At 65.4% G+C, this 13,855-nt stretch carries 14 protein-coding genes and 1 pseudogene; 9 read left to right on the top strand and 6 right to left on the bottom strand.

Annotated elements, in window-relative coordinates; translation table 11 throughout:
• Positions 1-111 precede the first annotated feature (111 nt).
• From dprA to EH240_RS18375, 4 genes and pseudogenes are all read right to left on the bottom strand, one after another.
• Positions 112-1,235: pseudogene (gene dprA, locus EH240_RS18360) on the bottom strand (DNA-processing protein DprA).
• The gene (gene plsY, locus EH240_RS18365; protein ID WP_125000843.1) at positions 1,232-1,813 is read right to left on the bottom strand and encodes a glycerol-3-phosphate 1-O-acyltransferase PlsY; all 582 of its coding nucleotides are present in this window, start codon (positions 1,811-1,813) and stop codon (positions 1,232-1,234) included. The pseudogene dprA and the gene plsY overlap by 4 nt, the downstream one beginning before the upstream one ends.
• A 59-nt stretch (positions 1,814-1,872) precedes the next feature.
• On the bottom strand, positions 1,873-3,159 hold the full coding sequence (locus tag EH240_RS18370; protein WP_125000846.1) for a dihydroorotase: 1,287 nt from the start codon (positions 3,157-3,159) through the stop codon (positions 1,873-1,875).
• Positions 3,156-4,121 (bottom strand): aspartate carbamoyltransferase catalytic subunit, encoded by a 966-nt coding sequence (locus EH240_RS18375; protein WP_125000850.1) that lies wholly within the window; start codon positions 4,119-4,121, stop codon positions 3,156-3,158. The genes EH240_RS18370 and EH240_RS18375 overlap by 4 nt, the downstream gene beginning before the upstream one ends.
• A gap of 147 nt (positions 4,122-4,268) precedes the next feature.
• Between EH240_RS18375 and EH240_RS18380 the strand changes: the two genes are divergently transcribed.
• The 3 genes from EH240_RS18380 (at position 4,269) to EH240_RS18390 (ending at position 6,990) form a co-directional block, all read left to right on the top strand.
• Positions 4,269-5,933 carry a DNA alkylation response protein gene (locus EH240_RS18380; protein ID WP_483466606.1) on the top strand — a complete coding sequence of 555 codons (1,665 nt, stop codon included), beginning with the start codon at positions 4,269-4,271 and terminating at the stop codon, positions 5,931-5,933.
• A 155-nt stretch (positions 5,934-6,088) separates the two neighbouring features.
• Complete coding sequence (locus EH240_RS18385; protein WP_125000855.1) at positions 6,089-6,649, top strand: hypothetical protein; 561 nt, start codon at positions 6,089-6,091, stop codon at positions 6,647-6,649.
• The gene (locus tag EH240_RS18390) at positions 6,649-6,990 is read left to right on the top strand and encodes a DUF6105 family protein (protein WP_125000858.1); all 342 of its coding nucleotides are present in this window, start codon (positions 6,649-6,651) and stop codon (positions 6,988-6,990) included. The genes EH240_RS18385 and EH240_RS18390 overlap by 1 nt, the downstream gene beginning before the upstream one ends.
• Here the strand turns inward: EH240_RS18390 and ruvX are convergent.
• On the bottom strand, positions 6,932-7,414 hold the full coding sequence (gene ruvX / locus EH240_RS18395) for a Holliday junction resolvase RuvX (RefSeq protein WP_125000861.1): 483 nt from the start codon (positions 7,412-7,414) through the stop codon (positions 6,932-6,934). The two genes, EH240_RS18390 and ruvX, sit on opposite strands and share 59 nt — an antisense overlap.
• 105 nt (positions 7,415-7,519) lie before the next feature.
• On the opposite strand from ruvX, the gene EH240_RS18400 reads away from it, so the two are divergent.
• From EH240_RS18400 to EH240_RS18420, 5 genes are all read left to right on the top strand, one after another.
• Positions 7,520-8,227 (top strand): metal-dependent hydrolase, encoded by a 708-nt coding sequence (locus tag EH240_RS18400; protein ID WP_125000864.1) that lies wholly within the window; start codon positions 7,520-7,522, stop codon positions 8,225-8,227.
• Between the two features lie 141 nt (positions 8,228-8,368).
• Positions 8,369-8,656, top strand: a complete 288-nt coding sequence (gatC, locus tag EH240_RS18405) for an Asp-tRNA(Asn)/Glu-tRNA(Gln) amidotransferase subunit GatC (protein ID WP_125000867.1) — start codon at positions 8,369-8,371, stop codon at positions 8,654-8,656.
• 6 nt (positions 8,657-8,662) lie between these two features.
• Positions 8,663-9,121 carry a GNAT family N-acetyltransferase gene (locus EH240_RS18410; RefSeq protein ID WP_125000870.1) on the top strand — a complete coding sequence of 153 codons (459 nt, stop codon included), beginning with the start codon at positions 8,663-8,665 and terminating at the stop codon, positions 9,119-9,121.
• On the top strand, positions 9,121-10,686 hold the full coding sequence (locus EH240_RS18415; protein ID WP_125000873.1) for an amidase: 1,566 nt from the start codon (positions 9,121-9,123) through the stop codon (positions 10,684-10,686). Before EH240_RS18410 ends, EH240_RS18415 begins: the two co-directional genes overlap by 1 nt.
• Positions 10,687-10,716: 30 nt before the next feature.
• Entirely contained in the window at positions 10,717-11,514 is a 798-nt protein-coding gene (locus tag EH240_RS18420) for a YdcF family protein (protein WP_125000876.1), read from the top strand.
• On the opposite strand, the gene EH240_RS18425 is transcribed toward EH240_RS18420, so the two are convergent.
• Entirely contained in the window at positions 11,463-12,206 is a 744-nt protein-coding gene (locus EH240_RS18425; RefSeq protein WP_125000879.1) for a DUF599 domain-containing protein, read from the bottom strand. The two genes, EH240_RS18420 and EH240_RS18425, sit on opposite strands and share 52 nt — an antisense overlap.
• A 182-nt stretch (positions 12,207-12,388) precedes the next feature.
• Here EH240_RS18425 and EH240_RS18430 point away from each other — a divergent pair, with 182 nt between their 5' ends.
• On the top strand, positions 12,389-13,792 hold the full coding sequence (locus EH240_RS18430; RefSeq protein WP_125000881.1) for an L-serine ammonia-lyase: 1,404 nt from the start codon (positions 12,389-12,391) through the stop codon (positions 13,790-13,792).
• Positions 13,793-13,855 lie beyond the last annotated feature (63 nt).

Genomic DNA, 13,855 nt, shown 5'->3' on the forward strand with positions numbered 1-13,855 from the left:
TTCACGCGACCTGCTTTAGGTCTTTGATTTTAAGCATGTCTTTGTCCCGAAACCGCTGCACACTTTCGGGAGACATGCTTTAACGCTGAAACGGCGGGTCAGCGCGCCAGTTCAGGCAACGAGCGACACATTACCGCCGGCGTGGCGCTCCAGCCGGCCAGCGAGGTCGAGTTCCAGGAGCACCATCGCGATCTGCGCGGCGCTCAGGCCCGTGTGGCGGATGATCTCGTCCACGCCGACGGGTGTCGGCCCGAGAGCTTCCAGCACGTCGGCGCGCTCGTTCTCGCCAGGCGGCGGCAATGCCGACAGGTCCGGCGCCTCGGCGAGCGGCGCGGTTCTTGGCGGGCGGGTGCCGGCAAGCGGCGCCAGCGCGCTCAAGATGTCGGCCGCTTCGGTGACGAGCGTGGCGCCGTCCTTCAGCAGGCCGTTGGAGCCGGCGGCGCGCGGGTCGAGCGGCGAGCCGGGCACCGCGAAAACCAGCCTGCCCATCTCGCCGGCCAGCCTGGCGCTGATCAGCGAGCCGGAGCGCTGCGCCGCCTCGACGACGACCAGGCCCAGCGCCATGCCGGCAACCAGCCGGTTGCGGCGCGGAAAATCCTGCGCGCGCGGCTGCCAGCCGAACGGCATTTCCGAGACGATGGCGCCGCCGCGCTCGGCGATCTCGTCGCAAAGACCGGCATTTCCGGCGGGTAGGGGACATCGAGGCCGCCGGCCAGCACGCCGACCGTGCCGGTCGAAAGACTGCCCTGATGCGCCGCGGTGTCGATGCCGCGCGCCAAGCCCGACACGACGGCGTAACCGTCTCGGCCGAGGTCCGCCGCCAGCATGCGCGCCAGCTTGATGCCGGCGAGCGAGGCGTTGCGGGCGCCGACAATCGCCACCGCGGGCAAGCGAAACACCGCGCCTTCACCCTTGACCGCGAGCAGCGGCGGCGGGTTGTCCATGGTCTTCAGCAAGCCCGGATAATCGGCCTCGCCGATGCCGACGAAGCGGGCGCCGGCGCGGCGGGCGGCTTCCACCTCCGCCTCCGCTTCTGCGATGGAGGGGATACGGACAATGCGGTTGGCGCCTCCCGAAATCACAAGCTCGGGCAGCATTTCGAGCGCGGCTTCGGCCGAGCCGAAGCGGTTGATCAGCTCGCGAAAAGAGGCAGGGCCGACATTCGGCGTGCGGATCAGGCGGAGCCAGGCAAGCCGCTGCCGGTCGCTGAGGCGCGGGCCGGCAGGCCCGCTCATTCCTTCGCCCCGATCTTGCCCTCGGTGCCGGCGAGCAGGCGCTGGATGTTGGCGCGATGCTTGATGAAGACGATCAGGCTCATCAGCGCGAACAGGCCGGCGATCTCCGGCGTGCTGACGAAATAGAGCGCGATCGGCACGACGACCGCCGCTGTCAGCGCCGCGAGCGAGGAGTAGCGGAACAAGAAGGCCATGGCGAGCCAGACTACGGCGAAGACAAGCATGCCTAGCCAGGCAAGACCGAGCAGCACACCGAGATAGGTGGCGACGCCCTTGCCGCCCTTGAAGCCGAGCCAGACCGGGAAAAGATGGCCGAGGAAAGCGCCGAAGCCGGCGACCAGCGCGAGCTCAGGCGCGAAATGGCCTGCGACCAGCACCGCGGCGGTGCCCTTCAGCGCATCGAGCAGCAGCGTCGCGGCGGCGAGCCCCTTATTGCCGGTGCGCAAAACATTGGTGGCGCCGATGTTGCCGGAGCCGATGTTGCGCACATCGCCAAGGCCCGCCGCGCGCGTTATCAGCAGGCCGAACGGGATCGAGCCGAGCAGATAGCCGAACAGCAAAGACAGGACGTAGCTCATTGTTTCCCCCGCTTTTTTCTCCGGCCGGATCGGTTATGGCGTCCGGTTTTTTCGTGCCATCAGATCGAAAACACTGTGCGGCCCGCCACCATGGTTTGCAAGACCTTGCCCTGCAGGCGCGCGCCCTCGAAGCAGGTGTTCTTGGAACGTGAGCGCAGACCGCTCTCGCTGACGATCCAGGGCTCGTCGAGATCGACTAGGGCAAGGTCGGCCAGGGCGCCGGGCTTCAGCGTGCCGCCAGGCAGGCCGAACAGTCTAGCCGGCGCGGTCGACAGCGTCTCGACCAGACGGAGCAGAGGCACATCGCCATTGTGGTAGAGCCGAAGCGCTGCGCCGAGAAGCGTCTCCAGCCCGATCGCGCCGGCGGCGGCATCGGCGAAAGGCAGGCGCTTGGTATCGACATCCTGCGGGTCGTGCGAGGAGACGATGATGTCGACGGTGCCGTCCTTGATCGCCTCGATCATCGCCAGCCGATCGTCCTCGGCGCGCAAGGGCGGAGTGAGCCGGAAGAAGGTGCGGTATTCGCCGACATCGTTCTCGTTGAGCGACAGATTGTGGATGGCGACGCCGGCGGTGACATTGGCGCCGTCGGCCTTCGCCCGGCTGACCGCCCCTGCCGCCATCGCGGTCGAGATCTTGGCGGCGTGATAGGCGCCGCCCGTCAGCCGCGCGAGCGCCAGGTCGCGTTCCAGCGGGATGAGCTCGGCCTCGCGCGGAATGCCGGAAAGGCCGAGCCAGCTCGCATAAAGACCTTCGTTCATCACGCCGGCCGAGGCGAGGTCGGCATCCTGGGTCTCATGCGCGATGACGCCGCCGAAATCGCGGGCGTAGGTCAGCGCGCGGCGTATCACCAGCGCATTGGCGATCGTGTGGCGGCCGTCAGTGAAGGCTACGGCGCCGGCTTCGCGAAGCAGGCCGAACTCGGTCATCTCGCGGCCTTCCAGCCCCTTGGTAATCGCCGCTGCCGGAAAGATGTTGACGCTTGCGGTATCCTTTGCCGTGCGCAGCACGAACTCGACCAGCGCCACATTGTCGATCACCGGATCGGTGTCGGGCATCATGACGATGGAGGTGACGCCGCCGGCCGCCGCTGCCACGCTTGCCGAAGCGATCGTCTCGCGGTGCTCGCCGCCGGGTTCGCCGATGAAGACGCGCGCATCTAGGAGACCGGGAATGATCGTCTTGCCGGCACAATCAATGACAATAGCGCCTTCAGGAGCGCCCTGGTTCAGCGCCGCCTTGCTGGCGGCGGCGATCTTGCGGCCATCGACAATGACGGTGCCGATCTCATCGACGCCGCGCGACGGGTCGACGATGTGGGCCTTGCTGAAGACCGACACGCTCATGCGCCGCGCCCCTCATCGTTGCGACGAGGGTCGAGCAGCGCTTCCATGACCGCCATGCGCACGGCAACGCCCATCTCGACCTGTTCCTGGATGACGCTCTGTGGCCCGTCGGCGATCTCCGAGGCGATTTCCACGCCGCGGTTCATCGGGCCGGGGTGCATGACCAACGCATCCTCCTTGGCCGCTTTCAGCTTCTCGGCGTCGAGGCCGAAATAGCGGAAATACTCGCGGATCGACGGCACGAAGGCGCCTTCCATGCGCTCGCGCTGCAGGCGCAGCATCATCACCACGTCGGCGTCCTTCAGGCCCTCGGCCATCGAGCGCGAAACGATCACGCCCATCCGGTCGATGCCCGCCGGCAGCAGCGTCGACGGCGCGACGACGCGTACCTGCGCGCCCAGCGCGTTCAACAGCATGATGTTGGAGCGGGCGACGCGCGAATGCAGGATGTCGCCGCAGATCGCCACGATCAGCTTCGACAGCGGTCCCTTGGCGCGGCGGATGGTCAGCGCGTCGAGCAGCGCCTGCGTCGGGTGCTCATGCGCGCCGTCGCCGGCGTTGACGACCGAGCAGCCGACCTTCTGCGCCAGAAGCGCAGCGGCGCCCGCCGACTGGTGACGGATGATCAGGATATCCGGACGCATGGCGTTGAGCGTCATGGCGGTGTCGATCAGCGTCTCGCCTTTTTTCACCGATGAGCTTGCCACCGACATGTTCATCACGTCGGCGCCGAGCCTTTTTCCCGCGAGCTCGAAGGATGATTGCGTGCGGGTCGAGGCCTCGTAGAAGAGGTTGATCTGAGTGCGGCCGCGAAGCGTCGAAGTCTTCTTTTCCGATTGCCGCGAGATCGCTACGGCTTGGTCGGCGCGATCGAGCAGCAGCTCTATATCGGCCGGGGAAAGATTGCGGATGCCCAGAAGATGGCGGTGCGGAAACAGCGGCAGGGACGAAGCGTCGGTCATCTCAAGGCGCTGCTATAGGGTGCGGTCTGGCCAGCCGCAAGCGCCAGCTTTGGATTGCGGGCGTTCTCCCCGGTATTTTCGTCGCGTGCCTTGTATGGCTTGGGCTATAAGGCCCCGTGGCTTCGGATTCGCGACCGCGGCCTTGAGATGGTAAGGACCTTTCCGCCAACTGAAGGATGGGGCGTGACCGACGACGTGATCAACCAGCCGCCGCCATTGACGGGCGGCAATGCGTGGCGGGGCGATCCGTTGCTCATCCAGCTTGCCGAGCGTTTTTCCGATTCCGTCCGCAAGGATCTGGACGGGCTTGGCCGGTTCGTCATGACGCATGAGGCGCAGGAACTTGCCCGCCTCGCCAACACCGACACGCCGAAGCTCAGGACGCATGACCGTCAGGGCCGGCGCATCGATCTGGTCGAATTCCATCCGGCCTATCACGCTTTGATGCGCCGCTCGGTTGCCGGTGGCCTGCATTCCTCAGTCTGGGAAAACGGCGACGCCGAGATCGGCCGCCGCCACCAGGTGAGGGCGGCGCGCTTCTACCTCACCGCCGAACTGGAGACCGGGCATCTCTGCCCCATCACCATGACCAGCGCTTCGTTGGCGGCGCTGATGGCAAGCCCGAAACTGTTCCGCGAGTGGGCGCCGCGCGTGACGACGCGCAAATACGACCAAAGCCAGAAGCCGCCGGTACAAAAGACCGGGCTGACGCTCGGCATGGGCATGACCGAGAAACAGGGCGGCACCGACGTGCGCGCCAACGTCACCAGGGCGGAGCGAACGGGAAGCGGCTTCTACCGGCTCACAGGGCACAAATGGTTCATGTCGGCGCCGATGTCCGACGCCTTCCTCGTGCTCGGGCAGGTGCCGGAAGGGCTTTCATGCTTCCTGGTTCCGCGCATCCTGGGCGACGGCTCGGGCAATGGCTTTCGCTTCCAGCGCCTGAAGGACAAGCTCGGCAACCGCTCCAACGCCTCGTCGGAAGTCGAGTTCGTCAACGCCATAGGGGAGATGGTCGGCGAGCCCGGCGCCGGCGTCAAGACGATCATGGACATGGTGACGCTGACCCGGCTCGACTGCGCGGTCGCGTCTTCGGCGATCATGCGGGCAGGGCTGGCCGAAGCCGTCCACCACACGCGCCACCGCCAGGTGTTCGGCACCAATCTGGTCGACCAGCCGCTGATGCAGCGGGTGCTGGCCGACATGGCGCTAGACGTCGCCGCGGCGACGGCGCTGTCGTTCCGGCTGGCGCGCTCCTTCGACGAGGCGGCGAGCGATCGCGGCGAGGCGGCCTTCGCCCGCGCCATGACGCCGGTGGTCAAATACTGGGTGTGCAAGATCGCGCCGCAGCTGCTTTACGAGGCGATGGAGTGCCTCGGTGGCAACGGCTATGTCGAGGAAGCGCCGCTTGCCCGTTACTACCGTGAGGCTCCGGTCAACGCGATCTGGGAAGGCTCGGGCAATGTCATGGCGCTGGACGTGCTGCGTGTGCTCGGCCGCGCGCCCGGCCTGTTCGAGGAAGTGCTGGTCGGGATCGACCGCGACCTCGGCGCCGGCGGGCGGGGCACCATCGGCGTGCTCAAGGCGGCCATGCAGGTGGCTTCGACCGACCAGGGCTCGGCGCGCCTGCTGACCGAACAGCTGGCGCTTTCGGCGGCGGCGGCGGAGCTGCGCCGGCTGGGGGCAGGGCGGATTGCCGATGCCTTCGTCGAGACAAGGCTCGGCGGCCAATGGCGCACCACCTACGGCATGCTCGATTCGCGCCATGACGCGCGCATGATCATCGACACGCTCTACCCGCCGCTGACCTGAGCAGGCCTGTAACGCGGTCCATCGCCGGCCTGTGGATCATCGTTAACCTTAACAAATGGTTTCCATTGCGGGGAGCCTTCGCAGAGCCCACTCTGCCTACTGGAGTAGGGAAGCATTAACCATGAGCATCCCGTGCTCCGCCAGGCAGGAAGCGCATGCGGCACGTGTTGAAATCTTTTCTGGCCTTGCACTGGGCGATCGTTTTCGCCCTGCTGGCCTACATCTGTATGGATGGTGATCGCGGCATCGCTTCGGCGCTTGGCGTGCTTGGCGTATCGGTGCAAGGCAGCCGTTTCCCGGGTCTCGAGCACGCCGTCATCGTAGCGCCGCTCTCGGTCGCGTTGCTGATCGTCGCGCTGCTGTTCTGCTGGGCCTTCGTCGAAACGCTGCTCAATATCGCGACAAGGCCCGATGCCGGCGACGCAGTGGTGCGGATCGCCTTCATCTCAGCCTCCTTCCTGCTGTCGATCATCCTCCTCGGCGGCGCCGCGCAAGGCATCAACGGGCTGTTCATGGTGGTCGCCATCCAGATGACGGCGCTGCTCGCCTCCTATGTCGCAGTGCTCGCCGAACGTCGCTCGGCTCTCGCCGCGACGACCTTGTATGAGAGCGAAGCCCGCCTGGCTTCCCATCGCATGGCGATGGGTGCTGCGCACAGTTCGCTCCTGTCCCGCATCTCCAGCCGCCCGGAAACCAGACCCGGAGGCCGCTACTGATGCGCGCCTTGTTCGCATTCTGGGCGGCTCCGCTGGTCCTGTTCTGGGGCTGGTTCTTCCTGTCGCTCAACGACATGAATTTCGGCTACGTCATGCTGAGCCGCCAGTTGCACGACCTGGTCTTCCAGCTCTACGGCCAGATGCTCGGCATCGATCCGGCTATTATCCCGGGCATGGTCGCGCGGGCCTGCGTGTTCGACAGTTTCCTGCTGGTCGGACTGGTGGCATTCCGCCGCCGGCGCCAGATCGGCGAATGGATCAGGCGGCGCCGGGAAGGCGCGGTCAGTCCGGATCGGTTCGGCCGAGCGACTGAAGCCGGTCCAACACTCCCTGCAGAATAAAAGCCGCCGCCGCAGAATCGATCTTGCCGGCGCGTTTCTTGCGCGAGAAATCCATCTCGATCAGCGTCCGTTCCGCAGCGACCGTCGACAGCCGCTCGTCCCACAGCACAAAGGGCATGTCGGACAAAGCAGCCATGTTGCGCGCGAAGGCGCGGGATTTCTGCGCGCGCGGGCCTTCCGATCCGTCCATGTTGACGGGAAGACCAAGCACGATCGCCCCGACATTGTCCTTCTCGAGCTGAGCCAGCAACCGGGCGGCATCAGCTGAAAACTTCTTGCGCAGGATCACCGGGCGCGGATGGGCAAAGGACAGGCCGCGGTCCGACACCGCCACGCCGATCGTCTTGTCGCCCAGATCGAGGCCGGCGAGCGTGCGGCCGCCCGCGAGCCGTGCCGGCAATTCCTCTATGCCGATGATGCTCAACTGCTCTCCTGGTGTTCTGCCGCGCGGCTTTTTGATGGGCCGCTGGACTTTCAATTTGCCGCCTGCGTTCTATCCTCTGATAGCGAGAAAATCGAGGAAAGCATCATGAAACTGACCTGGTACGGACATTCGGCATTCCGTGTCGAGACCAAGGACGCCAACATCCTGATCGACCCGTATCTGGTCGGCAATCCATCCTGGACCGGCGGCTGGGAAGGGCCGGCGGAAGGGGTGACGCATGTTCTGCTGACCCACGGCCACAACGATCATGTCAGCGGTTCGATCGAGGTGCTGAAGAAGAGCGGCGCCATGCTGGTCGCCAATTTCGAGGTCTGCATGTATCTCGTCGGCCAGGGCGTCAGCGACAAGAAGATCAACCCCGGCAATATCGGCGGCACCGTCGATTGCGGGCCCTTCACCACCACCTTCGTCCAGGCGCTGCATTCTTCCTCATTCGGCGGCCAGGGCGGTACCAACACCTATCTCGGCAACCCGGGCGGGCTCGTGTTGCATTTCCAGGAGGACAAGACGCTCTACCACATGGGTGACACCGACATCTTTTCCGACATGGGGCTGATCAACGAACTGCATGAACCGAAGATCGGCATCGTGCCCATCGGCGACCGCTTCACCATGGGCGGCGCGGTGGCGGCCCTTGCCTGCCGACGCTTTTTCAGCTTCGATACGGTCATTCCCTGCCATTTCGGCACCTTTCCGATCATCGACCAGACCGCCGACAAATTCGTGGCCGGCATGGAAGGATCGGGAGTCAAGGTGGCGCTGCCCGAGATCGGTAAGGCGATCGCAATCTAGCCCGTTTCGCCCTCTGCGATGGGTTGCGCTGCCTTGGGCGGCGCCCGAAGCATCGCAGGCCGGCCGATCCGGCATCATCGATGTTGCGCCGCAAGCGTCGCGCCGCTATAGCCCGCACTGGTTTTCCCGAGGCAAATAGACATGTCCGTTGATCTTCTGACCGTGAAGCGCGTCGCTCACCTTGCCCGCATTGCGGTGAGCGAGGAGGATGCCGAGCGAATGACCGGCGAGCTGAACGCCATTCTCGGTTTCGTCGAGCAACTGAACGAGGTCGACGTCTCCGACGTCGAGCCGATGACCTCGGTCACGCCGATGGAGATGAAGAAGCGGCAGGACGTCGTCACCGACGGCACCAAGGCCGCCGACATCGTCGCCAACGCGCCGGCGACGGAAGAGAATTTCTTCCTCGTTCCGAAGGTCGTGGAGTAGGGCGCCATGGCCATCGAGATCGCCGCCGAGACGCCGTTGCAGGACGACGTGCGCGCGCTGGTCGCGGAGCTCAACGCCACGCTGCTCGAGCTGACGCCGCCGGAACATTGCTACCACCTGACCGTGGAGCAGATGGCTGGCCACGACACGACCGTGTTCATCGCCCGCGACGGTGGCCTCGCCGTCGGCTGCGGCGCGCTGAAGCGGCATGACAACGCGACTGGCGAGGTCAAGCGGATGTACACGCGGCCCTCGCATCGTGGCCAGAAGATCGGCGCCCGGATCGTCGAACGGGTCGAGGCGCTGGCGCGGCAGGAAGGGCTGAAGCGCCTGGTTCTGGAGACCGGCGACCGCCACCCCGCCGCTTGGACCATCTATGAGCGCGCCGGGTTTTCGCGTTGCGGCCCGGTGCTGGATTATCCCGACTCCGAATGGTCGGTGTTTTACGAAAAGAGCCTTGCCTGATGAGCGACCTCACACATCTCACCATTTCCGAGGCCCGCGCCAAGCTGCGCGGCAAGGAGATCACCGCTGCCGAGATCACTGAGGCCTATCTCGCGGCGATCGATCGCGCCAATCCGGTGCTCAATGCCTATGTCGCGGTGACCGCCGACAAGGCGCGCGACATGGCCAAGGCCTCCGACGTCAAGCTTGCCAAGGGCGAGGGTGGCGCGCTCGAAGGAATCCCGCTCGGCATCAAGGACCTGTTCGCAACCGAAGGCGTCCACACCCAGGCCTGCAGCCATGTGCTGGACGGTTTCAAGCCGCGCTATGAATCGACCGTCACATCCAATCTGTGGGCCGACGGCGCGGTCATGCTCGGCAAGCTCAACATGGACGAGTTCGCCATGGGCTCGTCCAACGAGACCTCCTATTACGGCCCGGTCATCAACCCATGGCGGCGTTCGCGCCTCGACACGGTGGTGATGCCGACCACGCATCAGGGCGACGGCGGCTTCGTCTCGGCCGGCGGCGCCAAGACCGCGCGCACGCTGGACAATGCCCAGCTCGTCCCCGGCGGCTCCTCCGGCGGATCGGCCTCGGCCGTCGCCGCCTTCCTCTGCGCCGGCGCTACCGCGACCGACACAGGCGGCTCGATTCGCCAGCCCGCGGCCTTCACCGGCACCGTCGGCATCAAGCCGACCTATGGCCGCTGCTCGCGCTGGGGCATCGTCGCCTTCGCTTCCTCGCTCGACCAGGCCGGCCCGATCGCGCGCGACGTGCACGACGCCGCGATCCTGTTGAAGTCGATGGCCTCGTCCGATCAGAAGGACACGACGTCGGTCGACCGGCCGGTACCGGACTATGAGGCCGCGATCGGCAAACCGATCAAGGGCATGAAGGTCGGCATTCCCAAGGAATACCGCGTCGACGGCATGCCGGAAGACATCGAGGCGCTCTGGCAGCAAGGCATTGCCTGGCTGAAGGACGCCGGCGCCGAGATCGTCGACATCTCGCTGCCGCACACCAAATACGCGCTGCCGGCCTATTACATAGTGGCGCCTGCCGAGGCCTCGTCCAACCTCGCCCGCTATGACGGCGTGCGCTATGGGTTGCGCGTGCCCGGCAAGGATATTGTCGACATGTATGAGAAGACGCGCGCCGCCGGCTTCGGCCGCGAGGTCAAGCGCCGCATCATGATCGGCACCTATGTGCTGTCGGCGGGCTATTACGACGCCTACTATCTGCAGGCGCAGAAGGTGCGCACGCTGATCAAGCGCGACTTCGAGAACGTCTTTGCCGCCGGCGTCGACGTCATCCTGACGCCAGCGACGCCGTCAGCCGCCTTCGGCGTCGCCGACGAGGACATGAATTCCGATCCGGTGAAGATGTATCTCAACGACATCTTCACCGTGACGGTGAACATGGCCGGACTTCCCGGTATTTCTGTACCGGCAGGCCTCGACGGCAAGGGGCTGCCGCTCGGCCTCCAGCTCATCGGCCGGCCGTTCGACGAGGAAACGCTGTTCCAGTCCGCGCATGTGATCGAGCAGGCGGCGGGCAAATTTCAGCCGGAAAAGTGGTGGTAGCGTCGTCCCTCGTCTGAAACGGGGTGAGGGATGTTCTTCTATCTTTCCAAGATATTCTGGTTCTTCATCCAGCCGTTGAACCTAGCGATTTTCCTGCTGCTTGCCGGCTTGCTGGCGGCGCTTTTCGGCCGCCGGCGGCTGGCCACAACGGGCAGCGTGCTCGCCTTCCTGGTCCTTGGGCTATCGGCGTGGACCTCGCTCGGCGCGATGATGCTCAATCCATTGGAAGAGCGCTTCCCAAGGCCGCCATTGCCGGAGAAGGTGGACGGCATCGTCGTGCTTGGCGGCGGCCTTGAGGGTGCGATCAATCTTGCGCGCGGCGGCTTTGAGCTGAACAGCGGCGGCGACCGGATGGTGGAGACCGCCATCCTCGCCCGGCGCTTCCCGCAGGCGAGAGTGGTCGTCTCCGGCGGCAACGGCGAGCTTTTCCTCGACGCCGAGGGCGATGCCGACACTGCGCCGCGCCTGCTCAGCGCCCTTGGTGTTGCGCCCGATCGCCTGATTCTGGAGAACAAGTCGCGCAACACCTATGAGAATGCCGTCTTTACCCGCAGGCTGGTCGAGCCGAAGCCCGGCGAGACATGGCTGCTGGTGACGTCCGCGTTCCACATGCCGCGTGCCAAGGCGCTGTTCGACAAGGCAGGTTTTCCAACAGTTCCCTGGCCGGTCGACTACCGGACATCAGGGCGCGAAGGCATCGGCCTCTACCGCGACAACCCGGCTGACGCGTTGCAGGCGACCACGATGGCAATCCGCGAATGGATCGGGCTCTTCGCCTACTGGCTGTCCGGCCGGATCGATCGGCCCTTTCCTGCGCCGGGCGGCTGACCGAGCACGGCCTGCCTTGCCGCCGAGAAGAACTGACGGCGCACCAGCACAGCCAGCAGGACCAGCGTCGACAATACGAACACGACCGGGTCGACGAACCAGCCGAGATAGCCGATCGAGAAGAAGACGGCGCGCAGGCCGGAATTGAAGTGCTTTCCGGCAAGCACGTTCATGCGTGTGGCGCGCCATACCGCTGCCTCGCTGGCGGGATTGCGCGAGGCCTCGCCATGCGGGATCGGCACGGCCCCGATCAGGATCGAGCAATAGTTGAACAGCCGGTAGGCCCAGCCGAACTTGAAGAAGGCGAAGGCGAGGATCAGAACCAGGCCGAATACCTTGGTCTGGAAGGACTCGCGCGACGTCAGCGCGCCGAACGGAAGGTCGCCCAGCACGGTAAGCACCCGGTCGGAAGCGCCGAGCAGGGCGAAGCAGCCGCCGAGCGCGATCAGCGAACTGGAGGCGAAAAACGCCGTGCCTTGCTGCAGTCCGCTCATGATCGCGGTATCGACGATACGCACCTCGCGCTCGGCCATGTTGCGCATCCAGGCCTCGCGCTGGGCGTTCATCGCGGTCGTCAGCGACACGCGGCTGACGAGCTTCCCGTCCGAAGCGAGCGTATGCAGCACCCAGACAACCAGAAAGAAGGCCAGCGCCGCCAGATCGGCGGCCGAAAGATGGATGGAATCGACCATGCAAGGCTTTTATCACAGGCCGGCCCCGCATTTCGACGTCTGCTTGAGGCAGGACTCGCTGGTGATGTCGCTGCCGGAGCAAACAAAGTCGGCGGACGCCGCGCCGCGATTTGCAAAACAGCGGAAACATCGGTGTGAATTCCTATATCTAATGTCGAGACGGTTTCAGGAGACAACGGCGCGTGTTCCTTTCGGTTTTCGACCTATTCAAGATCGGCATCGGCCCATCGAGCTCGCACACGATGGGGCCGATGACGGCCGCGCGCCGCTTCCTGGACGAAATCCTTGCCGGCGACTGGCCGCGTCCGGCGGGCGTCGAGGTCGACCGCGTGGGCGCCAGCCTGCACGGCTCGCTCGCCTATACGGGCATCGGCCATGGCTCGGACCGCGCCGTCATCCTCGGCTTGGCGGGCGAGACACCGCAGACGGTCGATCCTGACGAGGCGGATGGCATCGTTGCCCGCATCGGCGCGGATAAACGGGTCTCGCCGCCTGGACATCCGTCCTATCGCTTCGACCCCGCCAAGGACCTGGTGCTCGACCGCAAGACGCCACTGACCGGCCACGCCAACGGCATGGCCTTCTATGCCTATGACGCATCCGACCGGCTGCTGCTCAAGCGCATCTATTATTCGATCGGCGGCGGCTTCGTCGTCTCCGAGGAAGAGTTGCAGCGCATGAAGGCCAAGGGCTCGGTGACGACGGAAGGCAAGAAGGTGCCTTATCCGTTCAAGAACGCCGTTGAGATGCTGGCGATGGCGGCCAAGAGCGGGCTTTCGATCGCCGAGATGAAGCGGGTCAACGAGGAAAAGCACATGTCGCGCGAGGAGCTCGACGACGGCCTCGACGCGATCTGGAGCGCCATGAAGGGCTGCATCGATCGCGGCCTGTCGCAGGACGGCATCATGCCGGGCGGCTTGAAGGTGCGCCGGCGCGCGCGCCAACTGCATGACAAGCTGCAGGAGCAATGGCAGCAGAACCGTCCCAATCCCCTGCTCGCCAATGACTGGCTGTCGATCTATGCCATGGCGGTCAACGAGGAGAACGCGGCCGGCGGGCGCGTGGTGACCGCGCCGACCAATGGCGCGGCCGGAACGCTGCCGGCGGTGCTGCGCTATTGGCTGCATTTCCATCCCGAGGCCGACCAGCCGGGCATTCGCGACTTCCTGCTGACCGCCGCTGCCGTCGGCGGCATCATCAAGTCCAACGCTTCGATTTCCGGCGCCGAGGTCGGCTGTCAGGGCGAGGTGGGCTCGGCATCGGCCATGGCCGCAGCGGGGCTCTGCGCCGTCATGGGCGGCACGCCTGAGCAGGTCGAGAACGCCGCCGAGATCGCGCTGGAGCATCATCTCGGCATGACCTGCGATCCGGTCGGCGGTCTCGTGCAGGTGCCCTGCATCGAGCGCAATGCGCTCGGCGCCGTCAAGGCGGTCACCGCCGCCTCGCTCGCCATCAAGGGCGACGGCACGCATTTCGTGCCGCTCGACGCGGCGATCGAGACCATGCGCCAGACCGGCCTCGACATGAACGAGAAATACAAGGAAACCAGCCTCGGTGGCTTGGCGGTCAATGTCGTCGAGTGCTGAAGACGCTACGCTTCCCAGCCCCTGCATTTCTTGCCAAACGATACCAATTTGTAGTACTAAGCT

The organism is Mesorhizobium tamadayense (assembly GCF_003863365.1).
GTDB lineage: Bacteria > Pseudomonadota > Alphaproteobacteria > Rhizobiales > Rhizobiaceae > Mesorhizobium > Mesorhizobium tamadayense.